Annotated in this window: 14 protein-coding genes, 1 tRNA gene and 2 riboswitches; of the genes, 10 read left to right on the top strand and 5 right to left on the bottom strand. The window is 69.3% G+C overall.

Translation table 11 applies throughout. The features are described 5' to 3' along the window. Positions 1-74: 74 nt before the first annotated feature. Together gcvT and AC1DEL_RS20170 are read right to left on the bottom strand one after the other, a co-directional pair. Positions 75-1,202, bottom strand: coding sequence for a glycine cleavage system aminomethyltransferase GcvT (gene gcvT, locus AC1DEL_RS20175; protein WP_092300279.1), 1,128 nt, complete (start codon positions 1,200-1,202; stop codon positions 75-77). Positions 1,203-1,294: 92 nt separating this feature from the next. Further along, positions 1,295-1,417, bottom strand: a riboswitch (glycine riboswitch). Between the two features lie 21 nt (positions 1,418-1,438). Then, positions 1,439-1,526, bottom strand: a riboswitch (glycine riboswitch). A 120-nt stretch (positions 1,527-1,646) separates the two neighbouring features. Next, a complete protein-coding gene (locus AC1DEL_RS20170) occupies positions 1,647-1,868 on the bottom strand; it encodes a glycine zipper 2TM domain-containing protein (protein ID WP_092300425.1) in 222 nt (73 codons plus the stop codon). A gap of 253 nt (positions 1,869-2,121) precedes the next feature. On the opposite strand from AC1DEL_RS20170, the gene AC1DEL_RS20165 reads away from it, so the two are divergent. From AC1DEL_RS20165 to AC1DEL_RS20155, 3 genes are all read left to right on the top strand, one after another. Continuing rightward, positions 2,122-4,230, top strand: a complete 2,109-nt coding sequence (locus tag AC1DEL_RS20165) for a UvrD-helicase domain-containing protein (RefSeq protein WP_092300276.1) — start codon at positions 2,122-2,124, stop codon at positions 4,228-4,230. 349 nt (positions 4,231-4,579) lie between these two features. Next, positions 4,580-5,311, top strand: a complete 732-nt coding sequence (locus AC1DEL_RS20160) for a response regulator (RefSeq protein ID WP_092300273.1) — start codon at positions 4,580-4,582, stop codon at positions 5,309-5,311. Between the two features lie 60 nt (positions 5,312-5,371). Beyond that, the gene (locus AC1DEL_RS20155) at positions 5,372-6,568 is read left to right on the top strand and encodes an ATP-binding protein (protein WP_255370965.1); all 1,197 of its coding nucleotides are present in this window, start codon (positions 5,372-5,374) and stop codon (positions 6,566-6,568) included. A gap of 24 nt (positions 6,569-6,592) precedes the next feature. On the opposite strand, the gene AC1DEL_RS20150 is transcribed toward AC1DEL_RS20155, so the two are convergent. Beyond that, on the bottom strand, positions 6,593-7,753 hold the full coding sequence (locus tag AC1DEL_RS20150; protein WP_477108231.1) for an ABC transporter substrate-binding protein: 1,161 nt from the start codon (positions 7,751-7,753) through the stop codon (positions 6,593-6,595). 200 nt (positions 7,754-7,953) lie between these two features. Between AC1DEL_RS20150 and hemN the strand changes: the two genes are divergently transcribed. Next, entirely contained in the window at positions 7,954-9,393 is a 1,440-nt protein-coding gene (gene hemN, locus AC1DEL_RS20145; RefSeq protein ID WP_441593521.1) for an oxygen-independent coproporphyrinogen III oxidase, read from the top strand. A 125-nt stretch (positions 9,394-9,518) separates the two neighbouring features. Here the strand turns inward: hemN and AC1DEL_RS20140 are convergent, their stop codons facing one another. Further along, the gene (locus tag AC1DEL_RS20140; RefSeq protein WP_441593522.1) at positions 9,519-10,430 is read right to left on the bottom strand and encodes a c-type cytochrome; all 912 of its coding nucleotides are present in this window, start codon (positions 10,428-10,430) and stop codon (positions 9,519-9,521) included. A gap of 323 nt (positions 10,431-10,753) precedes the next feature. Here AC1DEL_RS20140 and AC1DEL_RS20135 point away from each other — a divergent pair. After that, positions 10,754-10,829, top strand: a tRNA-Arg gene (locus AC1DEL_RS20135). 111 nt (positions 10,830-10,940) lie between these two features. On the opposite strand, the gene AC1DEL_RS20130 is transcribed toward AC1DEL_RS20135, so the two are convergent. After that, complete coding sequence (locus AC1DEL_RS20130) at positions 10,941-11,852, bottom strand: SDR family oxidoreductase (RefSeq protein ID WP_477126168.1); 912 nt, start codon at positions 11,850-11,852, stop codon at positions 10,941-10,943. A gap of 238 nt (positions 11,853-12,090) precedes the next feature. Here AC1DEL_RS20130 and AC1DEL_RS20125 point away from each other — a divergent pair, with 238 nt between their 5' ends. The 5 genes from AC1DEL_RS20125 to AC1DEL_RS20105 all read left to right on the top strand — a co-directional run bounded on the left by AC1DEL_RS20125 (position 12,091) and on the right by AC1DEL_RS20105 (position 19,900). After that, on the top strand, positions 12,091-13,482 hold the full coding sequence (locus tag AC1DEL_RS20125; protein WP_477126167.1) for an FAD-binding oxidoreductase: 1,392 nt from the start codon (positions 12,091-12,093) through the stop codon (positions 13,480-13,482). 71 nt (positions 13,483-13,553) lie between these two features. Continuing rightward, on the top strand, positions 13,554-13,958 hold the full coding sequence (gene arfB / locus AC1DEL_RS20120) for an alternative ribosome rescue aminoacyl-tRNA hydrolase ArfB (protein ID WP_092300419.1): 405 nt from the start codon (positions 13,554-13,556) through the stop codon (positions 13,956-13,958). Positions 13,959-14,144: 186 nt separating this feature from the next. Next, on the top strand, positions 14,145-17,348 hold the full coding sequence (locus tag AC1DEL_RS20115) for a bifunctional cytochrome P450/NADPH--P450 reductase (protein WP_477126166.1): 3,204 nt from the start codon (positions 14,145-14,147) through the stop codon (positions 17,346-17,348). 262 nt (positions 17,349-17,610) lie between these two features. After that, complete coding sequence (locus tag AC1DEL_RS20110; protein WP_477159163.1) at positions 17,611-18,822, top strand: MFS transporter; 1,212 nt, start codon at positions 17,611-17,613, stop codon at positions 18,820-18,822. A gap of 52 nt (positions 18,823-18,874) precedes the next feature. After that, entirely contained in the window at positions 18,875-19,900 is a 1,026-nt protein-coding gene (locus AC1DEL_RS20105) for a GlxA family transcriptional regulator (RefSeq protein WP_477110524.1), read from the top strand. Positions 19,901-19,926: the final 26 nt, after the last annotated feature.

Raw genomic sequence — 19,926 nt, 5'->3', positions numbered from 1 at the left:
CTTGTTTCGGTTCGCCTGCCGGGGCCAGCCGGGCAGGCGTGATGGCGACCGTTGGTGTCAGCCGGGCGGATGCCTCAGCTCACGAGTGCCTTGCCATTGCGCACAAACGGCAGTTTAACCACAGTCGCGGTCAGTTTGCGGTCACGAATCTCGACCTGGACCTCGGTGCCGGGCACAACGCCCTGCGGCAGCCGGGCAAACGCAATGGATTGGGAGAGGGACGGGCTGAAGGTGCCGCTCGTGATCTCGCCGTCGCCGGCGGGGGTGATCACCTTCTGGTGCGCACGCAGCACACCGCCCTTGTCGCGCAGGATCAGGCCGGCAAATGTCTTATGTTGTCCGGCCGCCAGCAGCGCCGACTTGCCGATGAAATCGCGCTCGCTCTGCAGGTCGACGGTCCAGGCCAGGCCGGCGTCGAGCGGCGAGGTGTGGATATCCATGTCCTGGCCGTACAGGTTCATGCCGGCTTCCAGGCGCAGCGTGTCACGCGCGCCCAGTCCGGCCGGGCGCACGCCCACGGACTGCAGCTTTTCCCAGATGCCGGCCACGTTCTCGGCCTCCACCACCAGCTCGAAGCCGTCCTCGCCGGTGTAGCCGGTGCGGGCCACCATCAGCTCGCCGACCATCGGGTCCCGCACCACCACCGCGTTGAACGGCTTGAGTGCGTCGGCCGGCTGGGTCGACGGGAAGGCCTCATGCACCTTGGCGCGCGCGTTCGGGCCCTGCACGGCGATGATCGCCAGCTTGCCCACGCCGGCCGGCGCCACGTCGCCCCGGCGCGGGGTGATCGTCACGCCGCTGCCGGTGGCCGCGTTGCGGGCCGTGATCCATTCGATGTCGCCCAGCGCCGTGCTGGCGTTCACCACCAGGCGGAAGCGGTCTTCGGCGAAGAAATAGACGATCAGGTCGTCGATGACGCCGCCCTTTTCGTCGAGCATGCACGCATACAGGGCCTTGCCCGGGGTCTGGAGCTTGTCGACGTTGTTGGCCAGCAGGCCGCGCAGGAAGGCGCGCGTGTTGGGGCCGGACAGGTCCACCACGCACATGTGCGAGACATCGAACATGCCGGCATCGCCGCGCACCGCGTTGTGTTCCTCGATCTGGGAGCCGTAGTTGACCGGCATGTCCCAGCCGCCGAAATCGACCATGCGGGCACCGAGCGAGCGGTGGATGGCGTTAAGGGGCGTGGCCTGGAGCGTCATGGGAAATCCTCTGGAGCGAATACGGCAGCGAAAACGAAAAAAGGGTCATCCGCCGTGGGGATCGATGGCAATGCCACCAATCCGCCGCGGCGGATGACCCCTCTGTCCTCGATACCTGAGAGATTACGATGCAGCTTGCCGCATCGCGCGCCCCTTCGGTGGACACGCTCGCCATGCGTTGGCACGGGCGGGTGTCGCTCTCCAGAGTGCGGCATGCATCGTGTGCATGTTGCATGCCGATCCGACCGGTCCGTGGTGCCTGAGAGTTTTCGGGTGATACCCCTTCGGCGGCGCAATGGCTGCGCGCTCTCCCGGTTGGATGCGCGTGAATGTACGGGACGGGTTGACCTTTGTCAACGCGGCGCCGACGCCACCTTGCTAGGCGCCGGGGAGGGGGCTGGCTGTAATTCCTGCCGCCTGAGGGTAAGGACTACCCGCGCCGGATCAACGATCCTTCGTGACGACGTTACCCACCACGCCACCCACCGCCGCGCCACCCACCGTGCCGAGCGCGCTGCCGTTGGTCAGCGCCGCGCCGCCGAGCGCGCCAACGCCCGCGCCAATGGCGGTGTTGCGGGTCTTGGGGCTCATGTCCGCGCAGCCGCCAAAGGCCGCCAGCGTGACACCGATCAGCGTGATTTTCGCCAGGGTTCGCATTGTTTTCATGATCGCCTCCGAATGTGCCGAATTTGTCATCAGGACGGCGTCGCCGCCGGTCCCGCATGACCGTATGAGGCAATCTCCATGCCCCGGATGTCCCCTCGGACGTCACTTTTACGAAGTGTTACCGCGATGAAACACTGGTAGCACTCGCGTCCTTGATGTCCGTCATCAGGCACCGGCGCAGGCCACCCTGCGTGTTAACATCGACGCCTTTCGCGCGCCTGCCAAGCGTGCGCCATCCGGCACCCGCCCACCCATGACCCACGGACTCAACGCCGCCCAATCCGAAGCCGTTCGCTATCTGGACGGGCCCTGCCTCGTCCTCGCGGGCGCCGGGTCCGGCAAGACGCGCGTCATCACGCAAAAGATCGCCCACCTGATCGAGGACAAGGGCTTCGAGCCGCGTCACATCGCCGCCGTCACCTTCACGAACAAGGCGGCGAAAGAGATGCAGGAGCGCATCGGCAAGCTGATGGAGGGCAAGACCACGCGCGAGGGCAAGCGGATTCCGCTCAAGCAGCTCACCGTCTGTACCTTCCACTCGCTCGGCGTGCAGATTTTGCGGATGGAGGCGGAGCACGTCGGCCTGAAGCCGCAGTTCTCGATCATGGATTCGGACGACTGCTTCGGACTGGTGCAGGAGCAGCTCGCCACCACGGACAAGAAGCTGATCCGTAGCGTGCAGGGCACGATCTCGCTGTGGAAGAACGGCATGATCGATCCGGAGACCGCGCTGGCCCAGGCCGCCAATGCCGACGAGCACCAGGCCGCCATGGTCTACCGCAACTACGTGGCCACGCTGCACGCCTACCAGGCGGTGGATTTCGACGACCTGATCCGCCTGCCCGCCGAGCTGTTCGCGCGCGACGAGGCCGTGCGCCTGAAATGGCAGAACCGCCTGCGCTACTTCCTCGTCGACGAATACCAGGACACCAACGCCTGCCAGTACGCGCTGCTCAAGCTGCTGGCCGGCGGCTCGCACCTGCGCGCGCCGGCGTTCACGGCCGTGGGCGACGACGACCAGGCCATCTACGGCTGGCGCGGCGCCACGCTGGACAACCTGCGCGGCCTGCAGACCGATTTCCCGGACCTCAAGGTCGTCAAGCTCGAACAGAACTACCGCTCGACGGTGCGCATCCTGGAGGCGGCCAACGCGGTCATCGCCAACAATCCCAAGCTGTTCGACAAGAAGCTGTGGTCGGAGCACGGCATGGGCGACCCCATCGCCATCCATCCGATGAACGACGAGGAGCACGAGGCCGAGTCCGTGGTGTTCCGCCTGTCCGCCCACAAGTTCGAGCGCCGCGCGCAGTTCCGCGACTACGCCATCCTGTATCGCGGTAACCATCAGGCGCGGCTGTTCGAGCAGATCCTGCGGCGCGAGCGGATTCCGTACGTGCTGTCCGGCGGCCAGAGCTTCTTCGACAAGGCGGAGATCAAGGACATCTGCGCCTACCTGCGGCTGATCGCCAATCCGGACGACGATCCCGCGTTCATCCGCGCCATCACCACGCCCAAGCGCGGCGTGGGCAACACCACGCTGGAGGCGCTCGGCACGTTCGCGGGGCAGGCCAAGGTGTCGCTGTTCGAGGCCGCCATGATGGGCGGCATCGAAGGCAAGCTCCAGCCGCGCCAGCTGGAGCCGCTGCGCGTATTCTGCGAGTCGATGGTGCGCCTGGCGGACCGCGCCAAGACCGATCCGGCCACCGTGCTGCTCGACGACATGATGGCCGGCATCCACTATGAATCGTACTTGTACGATACCTTCGACGAGCGCCAGGCCCAGTCGCGCTGGACCAATACGCTTGAATTCCTCGACTGGCTCAAGCGCAAGGGCACGCGCCCGGAACCCGAGGCCGGGGAGGGCGAGGCCACCGGCTTCGACAACGCCGACGGCTTTGGCGACGAAGGCAAGAACCTGCTCGAACTGACACAGACCGTGGCGCTGATGAGCATGCTCGAAGGCCGCGAGGAAGACCCGGACGCGGTGCGGCTCTCCACGCTCCACGCGTCCAAGGGCCTCGAATATCCGCACGTGTTCCTGGTGGGCGTGGAGGAGGGCATCCTGCCCCACGCGCGCGAGGACGAAGACATGAGCGACGAGAAGATCGAGGAAGAGCGCCGGCTGATGTACGTTGGCATCACCCGCGCCCAGCGCAGCCTCCAGATCAGCTGGTGCAAGAAGCGCAAACGCGCCCGGGACACCTACTCCTGCGAACCCTCGCGCTTCATCGCCGAAATGAAACTCGAAGAAGCGCCGGCTCCCGTCGACGAGACCCCGGCCATGAGCCCCAAGGACCGGCTGGCCAATCTCAAGGCGCTGCTGGGTACGCCGGGCGCACCCGGCAAGCCGGTGACGGGTTGAGTCGCATCCCCTACCAAGCATCACCGCCGATACAAGGCAGACAAGACCGCGCGCCTCGCGCTTTCTAATATGGCGACGCGTCAGACGCCTCGGCGACTGGCGCCGTGCCGCGCCTGCCCTTCGGTTAGCGGTGCGGCTGGGTACGCTTGCGTGCCTGGCTCTTCCCTGTTGAACGCTCCCGGCGCGGCAGTGCCGGGGGCGTCGTTTTGTCAGGCGAAGTTATCCACAGCGCACGTATCGAACCTGATACAAAGCCGCCACAGCGCGAATATTGCAAACTGGTACAGTTGACCGCCGGTCGTTGCGCAGGCCGTCGCCCGCCGGCGTTTCCCATCCCTCCCGCTTTGCCATGGACCTCACTCCCGCCTTGCCTACCCGCCTGCTGATCGTCGACGACGATCCCCAGATCCGCGCCATGCTGGCCGAATACCTGGCCACGTTCGGCATGGCGGCCGATGGGGCCGAAGGCGGGGCGTCGATGCGCACGGCCATGGCGCAGCATCACTATGACCTGGTCATCCTGGACCTCTCGCTGCCCGGCGAGAACGGCCTGACGCTGTGTCGCGAGATCCGCGAGCGCACGGACATCCCCGTAATCATGCTGACCGCCCGCGCCGAACTGGCCGACCGTGTGGTCGGGCTCGAGGTGGGGGCGGACGACTACGTGACCAAGCCGTTCGAGATGCGTGAACTGGTGGCGCGCATCCACACGGTGCTGCGGCGCAGCCGGGCCGATGTGCGTCGTTCGGCACCTACCCCGGCGGGGCACGAGGTCAAGTTTGGCGCGTGGCGGCTCAACACCACGCTGCGCCAGTTGCTCGACGAGGAAGACACGGTCGTGCCGCTGTCGAACGCCGAGTTCCGCCTGTTGCTGACCTTCATCGAGCACCCGAACCGCGTGCTGGATCGCGAACTGCTCATCAACCAGGCACGCGGTCGCGACCTCGACGTGTTCGATCGCAGCATCGACCTGCTGGTCTCGCGCCTGCGCCAGAAACTGCGCGACGATCCGCGCGACTCGGCGCTGATCCGCACGGTGCGGGGCGAGGGCTACGTCTTCACGGTCAACGTGGATTCCTGACGCATGGCCGCGTCCCCCCCGCCGCCGAACGCCACCGCCGGCGTCCGGACAGACCCCACCATGCGGCGCCACCTTTTCGATTCGATGTTCCTGCGGCTGTTCCTGGTCATGGCCGCGATCATGGTGGCCGTGCACGTGCTTGGCGTGACCGTCATCGAGGGCCTGTTCCCGCGCCCCGGCTCGCCGCGCTGGGAGGAACGCATGCGCGAGGCGGCCTCGGAGGCCGCCGCCGCCGGCAAGCCATTCCACCGCCCCGAGCCGTCGCAGCGCGGCCCGCGTTTCGAGGAAGACGAGGAGGCGGGCGAGGGCGGCCCGGCCGGGGAGCGCGGCATGTTCCGTCCCGGCCATCCCGACCGGCGCGGGGAGCCGCCCGGACCGCAGCGCCACTTCCCCCCCTGGCACGGACTCTGGCCCCTGCATCCTGGCCTGATCTTCCAGTTCATCGCCATCGTGATTTCGTCGTGGGTGGGCGCGCGATTGCTCGCGCGGCCGGTGCAGCGGCTGGCCACCGGTGCGAACCGGCTGGCCCAGGATGTGCACGCCCCGCCACTCGACGATGATGCGGGTCCGGCCGAAGCGCGCGCCGCCACCAAGGCGCTGAACCTGATGCAGCAACGCATCCGCACGCAGCTGGCGCAGCAGTCGCGCTTCCTGGCGGCAGTCTCGCACGACCTGCGCACGCCGCTCACGCGCATGAGCCTGCGCATCGAGCGCATCGAGGACAACGACGTGCGCTACCGCCTGCGGCAGGATCTGGCCGAGATGAACGGGCTGATCGACGCCACGCTCTATTACCTGCGTGACCGCGACGACGGCACCGGCCCGCGCCAGCGCGTGGACGTGCAGGCGCTGCTCCAGGCCATCGTCGACGATGCCGAGGAACTGGGGCAGGACGTGCGGCTCTCCGGCACCGCCGCGCCGCTGCTGGCCTACCCGGCGGAGTTGCGCCGCGCCGTGGTCAACCTCGTCGAGAACGCGCACCGCTACGGCGGCGCCGCGCATATCGTGCTGACGGACAGCCCCGAGCGCGTGCAGATCGACGTCTGCGACAACGGCCCCGGCATTCCGCCGGCCGAGTTGCAGCGCGTGCTGGAGCCGTTCTATCGCGTGGAGTCGTCGCGCAGCCGGGCTACCGGCGGCGTGGGGATGGGGCTGTCGATTGCCGCCGATATCGTCAATCGCCATGGCGGCGAGCTGACGCTGGACAACCGCGTCGAAGGCGGCCTGCGCGTGCGCATCACGCTGCCGCGCGACTAACTAATAGATATAGCGGCGCGCGGGTCAGGCGCGCTGCGGCACGCCCGACTTGCCGATCGGCGCCAGTTGCACGTACTGAGAGCCGCGCAGCCCGCGCGTGAAGTCGAGCGTGAAATCGCCCACGTCGATGCGCGACTGCAGCGCGCGGCGCAATTCCAGCGCACCCGGCGCCTTGGCCGCGCCGGCAGCGCGCACCAGCCAGGCGGCGCCGATGTAGCCGGCCAGCGTGGCCGGGGAGGGCGGTTCGTCGAGGTACTGCTTCATCCGCGCCACGTGTTCCTTGACCACGCGCAGCGTGGATTCCTGCGGGCCGGGCGCCACCTGCGTGACCACCACGCCCCCCGCGTAGTTGCCGCCGAGAATCTCGCGCGCCGAGGCCGGGCTCACGGCCGACAATCCCACCAGAAAACCGTACCAACCCTGCGAGGCCAGCGCGCGGCCAAGGCCGCCGTAGGCAAGCGTGTCGCCGGCCACGATGACCGCGCCGGGCCGCGTCGCGGCGATGCGGCGCGCGCCGTCATCGACACTGCCGGTCAGCGTCACGGCGCGCGTACCGAGGTCGCGCTCCATCCGATCGAGCCACGGCGAGCCCGCCGCGAGCGTGCCGGCGGCGAAGTCGGGCGACACGGCCAGGACGATGTTCTTGAGGCCGTAGCTGCGCAGCTGCCGCACGGCGGCGTCCAGCTCGGCCTGATAGTCGGCGCGCGTGAACCAGATGTTGTCGGCGGCAAGCGAAAGCCCGGAGAGCGGGGCGACGATCTGCACGCCGCGCCGGCTCAGTTCGGACGACGTGGCCAGCGCGGGCAGCAGGGTGTCGCCGGGGCCGAACAGCACGTCGATATGGTCCGACTCGGCCATGCCGATGGCCTGCGAGGTGGCGATGCGCGGGCTGGCATCGGCATCCCGCACCACGTGTACGATGCGCGGCCCCTGACCCGAGGCGTTCGCCGCATCGAACAGCACCTTGGCGCCGGCCAGGTAGTCGCGCGCCAGATCCGCCTGCGGCCCCACGCGGTCGAGCAGATGGCCGACCACCAGCGCCCGGCGCTGCGAGGAGGGCTGCGGTTGCGGCTGGGCGAACGCAGCCGGTGCCGCGAGCATCGCGGCCAGCGTGCCGAACGACCGGAGCATGCGGCGGCGCGCCGGCGCGGCGGGCGACATCGTTCTGGGCGAGGCTGGGCGCATGGTCGGCGGGCGTTGGAATCGGGTGGAGGAGGGGACGGCGGGCAGAGCCTATCGGCCGTTCGTGACGCTCGGATGACGCCAACGCCCCACGGTGGCGGGGCTGCGGGCGCAAGCGCGGCGTGCGCTTGATGCGCGTCAAGGTGAGCGACGGCGCAGGGGCATAGCATCGTGACCATCTTCGCCCGCAAAAAGAGCGCACCATGTCCGCCCCCACCCTCCCCAGCATGCCTGCCGCCACGGCGTTCGACCGCCGCGCACTGGCCGACTTCCGCAGCCTGGCCGGCCGCATCGACGGCAACGGCCCCCGCTACACCTCCTACCCCACCGCCGACCGCTTCGACGCCGAAGTGGACGACGCCCGCTACCTCGCCGCGCTCGACGCCTGCCGCGCCGACTCCCCCGCGCCGCTCTCGCTCTACCTGCACATCCCGTTCTGCGAGAACATCTGCTACTACTGCGGCTGCAACAAGATCATCACCAAGGACCACGCCCGCAGCGCGCGCTACGTTGACTATCTCGCCCGGGAAATGGCAATGGTTGCCGGCCGGCTCGGCGAGCGCCGCGCGGTCATGCAATCGCACTGGGGCGGCGGCACGCCGACCTTCCTCGACCCCGACGAAATGCGTCGCGTAATGGCGGCGCTGACGCAACACTTCCACCTGCTGCCCGAGGGCGAGCACGCCATCGAGATCGATCCGCGCCGCGTGACCGATGCGCGCATGGCGCTGCTGGCGGAACTCGGCTTCAACCGGATCAGCCTCGGCGTGCAGGACTTCGACCCGGAGGTGCAGGAGGCAATCCATCGCGTGCAGTCCTATGAGGAAACGCGCGATGTGGTGCTGGCGGCGCGCCGGCTCGGCTTCCGCTCGGTCAGCATGGACCTCATCTACGGGCTGCCGCACCAGACCACCGAACGCTTCGCAGCGACCATCGACCGCGTGCTGACGCTGCGGCCGGACCGGCTCTCGGTCTACAGCTACGCGCACCTGCCGCATGTGTTCAAGCCGCAGCGGCGCATCGACGAGGCGGCGCTGCCGCCCGCCGGCGAGAAGCTCGACATCCTGGTGTCCACGATCGAGCGCCTGACCGCCGCCGGCTATGTCTATATCGGCATGGATCATTTCGCGCTGCCGGACGACGACCTCGCCATCGCCCAGCAGGCCGGGCGGCTGCAACGCAACTTCCAGGGCTACGCCACCCACGCGGGGCACGATCAACTGGGCTTCGGCGTCTCGGCGATTGGCGCGGTGGCCGGCCACTACGCGCAGAACGCGCGCACCACGGACGAGTACTACGACGCGCTGGACGCCGGCCGGCTGCCGGTGGCGCGCGGCTTCGGCATGTCCGCCGATGACCATCTGCGCAAGGCGATCATCGGCGCGCTGATGTGCCACGGCACTTTGGACATTGCGGCGGTGGAGGCGGCGCACGGCATCGACTTCGCCCGAACCTTCGCGCCGGAATTCGCCGGGCTGGACGCGCTGGCGGCAGAGGGCCTGTTGCGGCGCGACGCGTCGCGGATCGACATCACCCCGCTGGGCCGGCTGCTGGTGCGCCGCGTGGCGATGGTGTTCGACCGCTACCTGCGCCAGGACGGCGCGCGCGAGGTGCCGCTGGTGCGCTATTCACGCGTGGTCTGACCCGCTGCCTATATATATATCTAGTGGGGCGCCGGCCCCATCGACCCCATCGACCCCATCGAAACAAAAAAGCCCGCGAGGATCGTCGCGGGCTTTTTTGCGTGGACTGAAAGGTGCGCTTGGCGTTACTTCGCAGCGTTGACCATGTAGTCGGCGGCGGCGATCACGTCGGCGTCGGCGCCGGCATAGCCACCCTTGGGCGGCATCACGCCCTTGCCCTTGAGCGCGAAGTTGTGGACGGCGTCCATGCCTTCCTTGATGCGCGGTGCCCAGGCGGCCTTGTCGCCGAACTTCGGCGCACCAGCCACACCGGCGGCGTGGCAGGCGGCGCAAACCTGGTCATAGACCTTCTTGCCGGTTTCGGCCGATGCAGCGGCCGGGGCGGCAGCCGCCGCAGCAACGGGTGCGGCGGCAGCGGGTGCCGGTGCAGCAGCCGCCGGGGCAGCTGGCGCGGCAGGAACCGCCGGGGCCGCGGCCTGTGCGTCAGGCGCCGAAGCCGCAGCCTGGGCCGGTGCCGCCTGGGCAGGCGCGGGCGGTTCCGGGAACTTGGCGCCGCCGGCGTCGGCCAGGTGCACCACGGCACGGGCCAGTTCGTAGTCGGTGTAGTCGTCCGGCGAGGTGCCGGCGCGGGGGGGCATCGCGCCCTTGCCGTTCATCACGGACTTCAGCAGGCCGTCAAAGCCCTGGCCGATCCGCGCGGTCCAGTCGCCGGGTGTGCCGTGCTTGGGCGCTCCGGCCGCACCGGTGGCGTGGCAGGCGGCGCAGACTTCCTTGTAGACCTGCTCGCCGGTCTTGAAGACGCGCGGCGCGTTCGGGTCCTTGATTTCCAGGGAAGCGACGGGTTGGATGCGATGGTTGACGGCTTCGGCCGTCTGGGTGGAGCCGGCGCCCTCGTGGGTGCCGTGACCAACAAAACTAACCAACAGGACGATCACGAGAATCGGCACCACGAAGGCGGCGATCACGACAGCGATCAGTTGTTTCGGGGTCTTGATGGGAGACTCGTGGTGGTCGTTTTCTTGGTGGACGTCACTCATACAGAACTCTCGATTTTGCAGGGAAACCTAGTGCAGCGCGTTGGGGGCGGCTTGCTTTGTTGGCCCTTGTCGGGGATGGGTCTGTTTTCGCCTTTCGGCTATCTGCGTCCGGGCCATGTCTCGTGTCCCGGGTACGTCTCGTTTCGACGCAAATAGCTGGCGATTATAGACCCAAGCCGTGGCGTCCGGGGCCAAAAGCGGCGGCTGCGAGACCTGCCGGAACCCTTCCCGGCGCAACCCGCATGGACGCCGCCCGACAAACGAGGTATCCTATGCGACTTTCCGACGCCGGCCCTCGTCCGACGTCAATCGCAGCTCACATCGCGCCCGTAGCTCAATGGATAGAGTACTGCCCTCCGAAGGCAGGGGTTGCTGGTTCGATCCCAGCCGGGCGCACCAATAGACTGGCTTGCAGTCAGTCCACGCTAGTCAATCCCGCACACGCGAATTTCCAACAGTTTGTGGTCCGAAGCCAGGTCGACTTCCGAGCAGCGGACGCTTGCGCCCGTCTCACCGATACCCCGTGATATCCGCCGGCTTGCCCGCATCGACCACTTCGGTCATGTAGCGCCAGGCGTCGGGCTGGCTGCCGTCGAGGTCGGTGAAGCCGTAGACCTGCGCCAGTTGGCCGCTGGATAGCGTCTGGCCGTTCCAGCGGGCCAGCTCGGGGTCGGCGGCGAGGGCTGCCACGGCGCGGCCTACGTAGGCGGGGGTTTCGGAGATTGCGAAATGGGGTTGCCGTGCGGTGGCGTCGCGCCAGTTGGCCTCGGTGACGCCGTAGGCGTCCAGCATGGCCTCGGCGCGCAGCCAGCCCGGCGTCAGTGCCACGGCGGTGGCGCCGTACGGCCCCAGTTCATGCGCGAGGGCGAAGGCCATGCGCAGCACGCTGGCCTTTGCCAGATCGTAGAAGAACGACACGCGGTAGTTGGTGGCGTTGTAGGCCGCGGTGCCGTCGGTCACTTCCACCACCAGCCCACCCGGCGATTCGATCAGTAGCGGGATCGCAAAATGGCTGGTAATCACATGGGTATGCACGCCCAGTTCGAGCGTGCGCAGGCCAATGTCGAGCGACGATTCCCACACGGTCTTATTCCACTCCATGACCGTGGCGCCCCAAATGTCGTTGACGAGGATGTGCAGCGCGCCGTGGTCGGCGCGGATGCGGTTCACCAGCGCGCTGACCTGGGATGGCACCGTGTGATCCACCCGCACGGCGATGCCCCGGCCGCCTGCCGCCGACACCAATTCGGCAGTTTCCTCGATGGTCTCCGGGCGATCCATCTCGGAGCGCTGTGCGCGCGTGGAACGCCCGGTCACGTAGACCGTGGCCCCGGCCGCCCCCAGTTGCACGGCGATGCCGCGTCCAGCGCCACGGGTGGCACCGGCCACCAGCGCGACGCGGTCTCTGAGCGGAGCAGTCATGGGAACGATGCTAGGCAACGGGCGCGCGTGCCGCAAGGTACGCCGCCGCGCGCGAGGCGTCTCCGGCGCCGCCTCACCGCTGTAACCGATCGGTCGATTTCCGGCCCCCGGCGCACGCGGCGCGGCCCGGCGGTAGCCGGCAGGCCAGCGTGGATGCCCCCTCCGCGATTGTGGCGCGCGCCTTGCAAGGAGAAGAGGTTCCGTCGCCCGCATCGCGCACACCGTGGAGGAAACCGCCATGCCAACCCTGACCCCTGCCCATCTCGACATGCTGCGCCAGTCCGTGCGCGGCAAGGTCCTGCTGCCCGCCGACCCCGGCTACGACACGGCCCGCACCGTCTGGAACGCCACCGTGGACAAGCGGCCGGCCGTGATCGTGCAGTGCACGGGCACCGCCGACGTGATCCAGGCCGTCAACTTCGCGCGGGACCGGGGCCTGGTGCTGGCCGTGCGCGGCGGCGGACACAATATCGCAGGCAGTGCGATCTGCGCCGACGGGCTGGTCATCGACCTCTCCGCGCACCGCAGCGTCCAGATCGATCCCAAGGAAAAAGTGGCCTGGGTCAGCGGCGGCGCCTTGCTGGCCGATTTCGACCACGAGGCGCAGGCGCTCGGGCTGGCCACGCCGCTCGGCATCAACTCCACCACCGGCGTGGCCGGGCTGACGCTCGGCGGCGGGTTCGGCTGGCTGACGCGCCAGTACGGCATGACTGTGGATAACCTGCTCGGCTGCGAGGTCGTCACCGCCGATGGCCAGCGCCGCTGGGCCAGCGCCACCGAGGAGCCCGACCTGTTCTGGGCCTTGCGCGGTGGCGGCGGCAACTTCGGCGTGGTCACGCTGTTCCAGTTCAAGCTGCACGATGTCGGGCCGATGGTCACCACCGGGCTGCTCGTCTTCCCGGCCGCCGAGGGCAAGTCGGTGCTGCGCCAGTACCGCACCTTCGCGGAAAACACGATGCCGGACGACCTGAACGTGTGGGTCGTGCTGCGCAAGGCGCCGCCGCTGCCGTTCCTGCCTTCCTCCGCGCATGGCAGCGACGTGATGATCCTGGCCGTGTTCTACAACGGCGATCCCGACAAGGCCGACGCGGCCATCGCCCCGCTGCGCCAGTTCGGCCAGACCGTGGGCGAGCACGTGGGGCCGGCGCCGTACGCAGCGTGGCAGCAGGCGTTCGATCCGCTGCTCGGCCCGGGCGCGCGCAACTATTGGAAATCGCACAATTTCTCGCGCCTGGACGACGCCGCCATCGACGCGATGACGGACTTCGCGCTGCGCCTGCCGTCGCCGCTGGCCGACATCTTCATCGGCCAGGTGGGCGGGGTGGCCAACCGCGTGGCGCCCGATGCCACCGCCTACGCGCACCGCGACGCCCGCTACGTGATGAACGTGCACGCGCGCTGGGAGCGCAATGACGAGGACAACGCCTGCATCGCCTGGGCGCGCGACTTCTTCCGCGCGACCGAGCCGTACGCCACGGGCAGCGTCTACGTGAATTTCCTGACCGAGGAGGAAACCGCGCGCGTGGGCGCCGCCTATGGGCCGAACTACGACCGGCTGGCGCGCATCAAGCGTCAATACGATCCGCACAACCTGTTCTGCACGAACCAGAACATCGCCCCGGCGCCGTAGCGGCATTGCCCGACTGTGGCGGACACGTTCCGCCACACATCGCCGGCGCATGCGTTGCTATGATGGCGGCCATGGCCGGCGACTTCCTCATCCCTCATCACGAATACGAGATCACCGCGATCCGCGCCCAGGGCGCGGGCGGGCAGAACATCAACAAGGTGTCCAACGCGGTGCACCTGCGCTACGACGTACGCACGGCGTCGCTGGCGGCCGATCACAAGGAGCGGCTGCTGGCCCTGCACGACCACCGCATCACCCGCGACGGCGTGATCGTCATCAAGGCGCAGCAGCACCGCAGCCTGGAGATGAACCGCGAGGAAGCGGTTCGGCGCCTGCACGAGCTGGTGGAGAGCGTGGCCACGCCGCCGCGCACCCGGCGCGCCACGCGGCCCACGCTGGCATCGCGCAAGCGGCGCATCGAGGCCAAGACCCAGCGCGGCCAGATCAAGGCGCTGCGCGGGCGGGTGGTCGATTAGTCGTTAGTCACCCAGTCAACGCCAGTCACCGATCGGTCACTTTATTCGAACGTTTATTTCAAACGCACGGCGGATGCCTCGCGGCGGCGGGAATTGGAGGGCATGCTCGGTGTCCGCGCGTTGACTTCGCCCCCGAAACTCGGCGATTGTCTACGGCAGCCACGATCAGCCCCCACAGCCGCCCCCATGTCCATCGTCCAGCCCGCCGTTGCCCTCCAGCCCATTCCGCGCGACCCGGGCTGGCCCATCGTCGGCAATCTGTTCCAGATCACGCCGGGCGAGGTCGGGCAGCATCTGCTGGCGCGCAGCCGGCACCATGACGGCATCTTCGAGCTGGACTTCGCGGGGCGGCGCGTGCCGTTCGTGTCGTCCGTGGCGCTGGCCAGCGAGCTGTGCGACGCCACGCGCTTCCGCAAGATCATCGGCCCGCCGCTTTCCTACCTGCGCGACATGGCCGGCGACGGCCTGTTCACCGCGCACAGCGACGAGCCGAACTGGGGCTGCGCCCACCGCATCCTGATGCCGGCGTTCAGCCAGCGCGCGATGAAGGGCTATTTCGACGTGATGCTGCGCGTGGCCAATCGCCTCGTGGACAAATGGGACCGTCAGGGCCCGGACGCCGATATCGCCGTGGCCGACGACATGACCCGGCTCACGCTGGACACCATCGCGCTGTCCGGTTTCGGCTACGACTTCGACTCGTTTTCCAGCGAACGGCTAGACCCGTTCATCGTGGCGATGGTCGGCGCGCTGCAGGAGGCGATGAACAAGCTCACGCGGCTGCCGATCCAGGACCGCTTCATGGGCCGCGCCCACCGCCAGTGCGCCGCGGACATCGCCTATATGCGCAACCTGGTGGACGATGTGATCCGCCAGCGCCGTGCCGCGCCCACCGCCGGCATGGACCTGCTGAACCTGATGCTGGAGGCGCGCGACCCCGAGACCGACCAACGCCTGGACGACGCGAACATCCGCAATCAGGTCATCACCTTCCTGATYGCCGGGCACGAGACCACCAGCGGCCTGCTGACCTTCGCGCTCTACGAACTGCTGCGCAACCCCGGCGTGCTGGCGCAGGCCTATGCGGAGGTGGACGCCGTGCTGCCCGGCGATGCCGCGCCGGTCTACGCCGACCTCGCCCGGATGCCCGTGCTGGACCGCGTGCTCAAGGAGACGCTGCGGCTCTGGCCGACCGCGCCGGCGTTCGCCGTGGCGCCGTTCGACGATGTGGTGATCGGCGGGCGCTACCACCTGCGCAAGGATCGGCGCATTTCGGTGGTGCTGACCGCGCTGCAGCGGGACCCACAGGTGTGGGCCCACCCGGAGCGGTTCGATATCGACCGTTTCCTGCCCGAGCACGAGGCGCGGCTGCCGGCGCACGCCTACATGCCGTTCGGGCAGGGCGAGCGCGCGTGCATCGGCCGGCAGTTCGCGCTGACCGAGGCCAAGCTGGCGCTGGCGCTGATGCTGCGCCACTTCGCCTTCCACGACCCGTACGACTACCAGTTCAAGCTCAAGGAAACGCTGACGATCAAGCCCGACAACCTCGTGCTGCGCGCGCGGCGGCGCCGCCCGCACGAGCGCATCGCGGCCCAGCCCGTGGCGGCGGAGGCCACGCCCGCCGCGCAGGCCGAGGTACGCGGCCACGGGCAGGCGCTGACCGTGCTGTGCGCGTCGAGCCTGGGCACCGCGCGCGAGCTGGCCGAGCAGATCCACGCCGGGGCGGTGGGCGCGGGCTTTGCGGCGAAGCTGCAGGATCTCGACGACGTCGTCGGCGCGCTGCCGACGTCGGGCATCGTGGTGATCGTCGCCGCTACCTACAACGGCCGCGCGCCGGACTCGGGCCGCCGCTTCGAGGCGATGCTGGACGCGCACGCGGCGGCCGGCTATCGCGCCGACGGCCTCCGGCTGGCGCTGCTCGGCTGTGGCAATTCCCAATGGGCGACGTATCAGGCGTTCCCGCGCCGCGTGTTCGACTTCTTCACGTCGGCGGGCGCCGTGCCGCTGCTGGCGCGTGGCGAAGCCGATGGCAACGGCGACTTCGACCAGTCCGCCGAACGCTGGCTGGGCCAGCTCTGGCAGGCCTTGCAGGCCGATGGCGTGGACCCGGGCGGGGCGGGCACGGGCGGCATCGTCGCGGAGGTCCGCAGTCTGGCGGCGATCCGCGCCGAGACGCTGCCGGCCGGGACGCAGGGCTGCACGGTCTTGTCGAATACCGAACTTGTGAACGATCCGAGCGGCCTGTGGGATTTCTCTCTTGAGGCGCCGCGCACCTCCACGCGCGACATCCGCCTGCAACTACCGCCCGGCGTGACCTACCAGACCGGCGATCACCTCGCCGTCTGGCCGCAAAACGACGCCGCGCTGGTGGAGGCGCTGTGCGAACGGCTCGACCTCGACGCGAACGCCATGGTCACGCTCTCCGCGCCGCAAGGCACCGGGCGGGGCCTGCCGATTGGCCAGCCGCTCCCGCTGCGGCAGTTGCTGACACACTTTGTTGAATTGCAGGACGTGGTTTCCCGGCAGACGCTGCGCGGGCTGATGCGCGCCACGCGCTGCCCGTTCACGCAGCAGGCGCTGGCAATGCTGGCCTCGGACGATGCCGAGCGCGGCTACGCGGCGCAGGTGGCGGCGCGGCGGCTGGGTCTGCTCGACGTGCTGGTGGCGCACCCGGCGATCACGCTGTCGCTGGAGGGCCTGCTCGGTTGCGTGGTGCCGATGCGGCCGCGTTTCTATTCGATTGCCTCGTCGCCGCTGGTGTCGCCGGACGTGGCGACGCTGCTGGTCGGCACGGTCTGGGCGCCGGCGCTGTCCGGGCGCGGGCAGTTCCGGGGCGTGGCCTCGACGTGGTTGCAGGGGCTGGCGCCGGGTGCGCGCGTCGCGGCGTCCATCCGCACGCCGAACCCGCCGTTCGCGCCCGAGGCCGACCCGCGCGTGCCGATGCTGCTGATCGGCCCGGGCACCGGCATCGCGCCGTTCCGGGGCTTTATCGAGGAACGGGCGGCGCAGCGCGCGGCGGGGCAGGCCGTGGCGCCGGTGCAACTCTACTTCGGCTGCCGCCATCCTTCGCACGACTGGCTCTACGGCGACGAGATCGCCGCCTGGGCCGGGCAGGGCGTGGCCGAGGTCCATGTCGCCTATTCGGTGGTACCGGAGGCGCCGCGCTATGTGCAGGATCTGCTCTGGCAACGGCGCGACGCCGTCTGGGCGCAGATCGAAGCCGGCGCCACGGTCTACGTCTGCGGCGACGGCCGACGCATGGCGCCGGCGGTACGCCAGACGCTGATCGACATCGGCACGCAGGTAGGCGGGATGGACGCCACGCAGGCGTCCGACTGGTTCGCCGGGCTGGTGGCGCAGGGGCGGTACCGGCAGGACGTGTTCAACTGACGGCGCGTATTGAGGGGCTGTCCCTCTCCCCCGGCCCCTCTCCCGCAAGCGGGCGAGGGGAGACCCCACTCGGTTTGCCAACCGGCGAGGGAGACGACCCTTCGGTTTGCTCCCCTCTCCCTCTGGGAGAGGGGCCGGGGGAGAGGGCAGGCGCCTGCCGGAGCCCCACCGCTTCCTGGCAGAAATCGACGGATCATTGTCCGTCAGCCGCCCCGCGTCGCCCGTACGCTGGTAGCCATCCCACTCTTATCCGGAGAATCCGATGGCTACCTCCGCCATGCGGCAGGCGCGCGTGCTGGCGCTGTGCCAGGCGCTTTACACCGCCGCGCTGTCCGTTGACCTGACGCTGACCGGGCTGGTCGGCTACACGCTCGCGCCGGACAAGGCGCTGGCCACCTTGCCGTTCGCGCTGATTACCGTGGCCTCGGCGCTGACCGCCATCGCCGCCGCATTCCTGATCGAGCGCTTTGGCCGCCGGCTGGCGTTCTCGCTCGGGGGGCTGGCCTGCGCGTTGGGCGGCGTGGTCTCGGTCTGGGCGATCTATACCCATCACTTCGTGTTGTTCTGCGTCGGCACGGCGCTGGTCGGCGTGTTCCAGGCGTTTGCGCGCTTCTACCGGCTCGCCGCCGCCGATGCCGCGCCCGCGCCGGACAAGCCGCGCGCCATCTCGGCCGTGCTCACCGGTGGCGTGGTCGCCGCCGTCTGCGGGCCGGCCATCGCCGCGTGGAGCGCGGACATGATGCAGCCGCTGCCGTTCGCGGGCTCGTACGCGGTGGTCGCCGTGTTCGGCGTGCTGACCATGCTGGTGCTGGCCTTCGCCTACCGCGAGCCGGCCTCGCTGGCCGCCGGCAGCGCCGCCAGCGATGGCCTGCCCGCGCGCCCGCTSGGCGAGATCGTGCGCCAGCCGRTSTTCSTMGCCGCRTTYGCCAACAACGGCATCGGCAACGCGGTGATGATGTTCGTGATGACGGCCACGCCGATTGCCGCCGTGGCGTGCCAGCACACGATCACGCAGGGCGCGCAGATCATCGAATGGCACCTGGTCGGCATGTACGCGCCGTCGTTCTTCTCGGGCTGGCTGCTGCAACGCTTCGGCAATCCGGCGATGCTGGCCAGCGGCATTGCGCTGTCGGCGCTCGCGGCGGTGGTGGCACTGTGCTCGACCGCGCTGCCGGCCTTCTACCTCGCGCTGCTGTGCCTCGGCATCGGCTGGAATTTCATGTTCGTGGGCGGCACCACACTGCTGGCGGGCAGCTACCGCACCGCCGAGCGCGCGCGCACCCAGGCGACGGCCGAGTTTTCCGCCGCCGTGCTGACCGCGCTGGCCACGCTGGCGGCGGGGCAGGTGCTCTATCACTGGGGCTGGCAGGCCGTGAACCTGGCCGTACTGCCGGCGCTGGCGCTTGCGCTGGTCATCACGCTGCGCTGGCAGCGGCATGCGCGGCGGGTGGGGGCGATGGCGGCACCCGCATGATCGGCCGGCGTATGATCGGGGCCACCTCATCCGTTCCAATCGCTCGATTCCCATGCCCACCGACCTCCATCTCATCGCCGCATCGCCCCGCGTGGTGGTGATCGTGGCGCCGGACCCGGCGCAGGAGCTTGACGTCACCGGGCCGACCGCCGTGTTCGGCGCGGCCAACAAGCTGTGCGGGCAGGCCGAGCCGTTCTACGACGTGCGCGTGGTCAGCGTCAGCGACGACGCCATCGTGCGCACCGAAAGCGGCGTGCGGATGCTGGCCGACGCGCCGTACCACCAGATCGCCGACGCCATCGGCCAGCCCATCGACACCCTGCTGATCTCGGGCGGCTCCGGCCACGCGGCGGCGTCTGACGACGCGCGGTTGATCGGCTGGATCCGCGAGCAGGCGCCCCGGGTGCGGCGGCTCGGCGCGGTCTGCACCGGCGCCTTCGTGCTCGCCCGCACCGGGCTGCTGGACGAAGCGCGCGTGACCACGCACTGGCGCCACGCGGACCGCCTGGCCACGCGCTACCCCCGGCTGACCGTCGATGCGGACCCGATCTGGATTCGCGCGGGCCGCTACTACACCTCGGCCGGCGTGACGGCGGGCATGGACCTGTCGCTGGCGCTGGTGGAGGAAGACCTCGGGTACGCGGTGTCGCTCGAAGTGGCGCGCGAACTCGTCCTGTTCCTGCGTCGACCGGGCAACCAGGCGCAGTTCTCCACCTCGCTGCGCGCGCAGGCGGCCGAGAGCGTGGAGTTGCGGGCCTTGCAGGGATGGATGGCGGATCACCTCGACCGCGACCTCTCGGTAGCCGTACTGGCCGAGCGGGTGGCGATGAGCCCGCGCAACTTCGCGCGCGTGTTCGCCAAGCAGGTGGGGGAGACTCCGGCGCGCTACGTGGAGCGGCTGCGGGTGGAGGCGGTGCGGCGGATGCTGGAGGCCAGCGACCGCCGGCTGGAGAGCATCGCCCACGCCACCGGCTTCGCCAACGCGGACGTCATGCGGCAGGCCTTCCTGCGGCATGTCCAGACCACGCCCGAACGCTACCGGGCGGCCTTCCGGGCGGAACGGGGCGCGGCGGCCTAGCGACCGCCGACCCGCGCCCTTATCCC

The organism is Cupriavidus sp. 10L43_2 (assembly GCF_056395265.1).
This window is presented reverse-complemented; position numbering and strand designations above follow the sequence as displayed.

Coding starts and splice junctions, on each gene's coding strand:
- AC1DEL_RS20140 (WP_441593522.1), bottom strand. CDS start 10,430: ATGAGTGACGTCCACCAAGAAAACGACCACCACGAGTCTCCCATCAAG.
- AC1DEL_RS20125 (WP_477126167.1), top strand. CDS start 12,091: ATGCCAACCCTGACCCCTGCCCATCTCGACATGCTGCGCCAGTCCGTG.
- AC1DEL_RS20165 (WP_092300276.1), top strand. CDS start 2,122: ATGACCCACGGACTCAACGCCGCCCAATCCGAAGCCGTTCGCTATCTG.
- AC1DEL_RS20155 (WP_255370965.1), top strand. CDS start 5,372: ATGCGGCGCCACCTTTTCGATTCGATGTTCCTGCGGCTGTTCCTGGTC.
- gcvT (WP_092300279.1), bottom strand. CDS start 1,202: ATGACGCTCCAGGCCACGCCCCTTAACGCCATCCACCGCTCGCTCGGT.
- AC1DEL_RS20150 (WP_477108231.1), bottom strand. CDS start 7,753: ATGCGCCCAGCCTCGCCCAGAACGATGTCGCCCGCCGCGCCGGCGCGC.
- hemN (WP_441593521.1), top strand. CDS start 7,954: ATGTCCGCCCCCACCCTCCCCAGCATGCCTGCCGCCACGGCGTTCGAC.
- AC1DEL_RS20160 (WP_092300273.1), top strand. CDS start 4,580: ATGGACCTCACTCCCGCCTTGCCTACCCGCCTGCTGATCGTCGACGAC.
- AC1DEL_RS20105 (WP_477110524.1), top strand. CDS start 18,875: ATGCCCACCGACCTCCATCTCATCGCCGCATCGCCCCGCGTGGTGGTG.
- AC1DEL_RS20170 (WP_092300425.1), bottom strand. CDS start 1,868: ATGAAAACAATGCGAACCCTGGCGAAAATCACGCTGATCGGTGTCACG.
- AC1DEL_RS20130 (WP_477126168.1), bottom strand. CDS start 11,852: ATGACTGCTCCGCTCAGAGACCGCGTCGCGCTGGTGGCCGGTGCCACC.
- arfB (WP_092300419.1), top strand. CDS start 13,554: ATGGCCGGCGACTTCCTCATCCCTCATCACGAATACGAGATCACCGCG.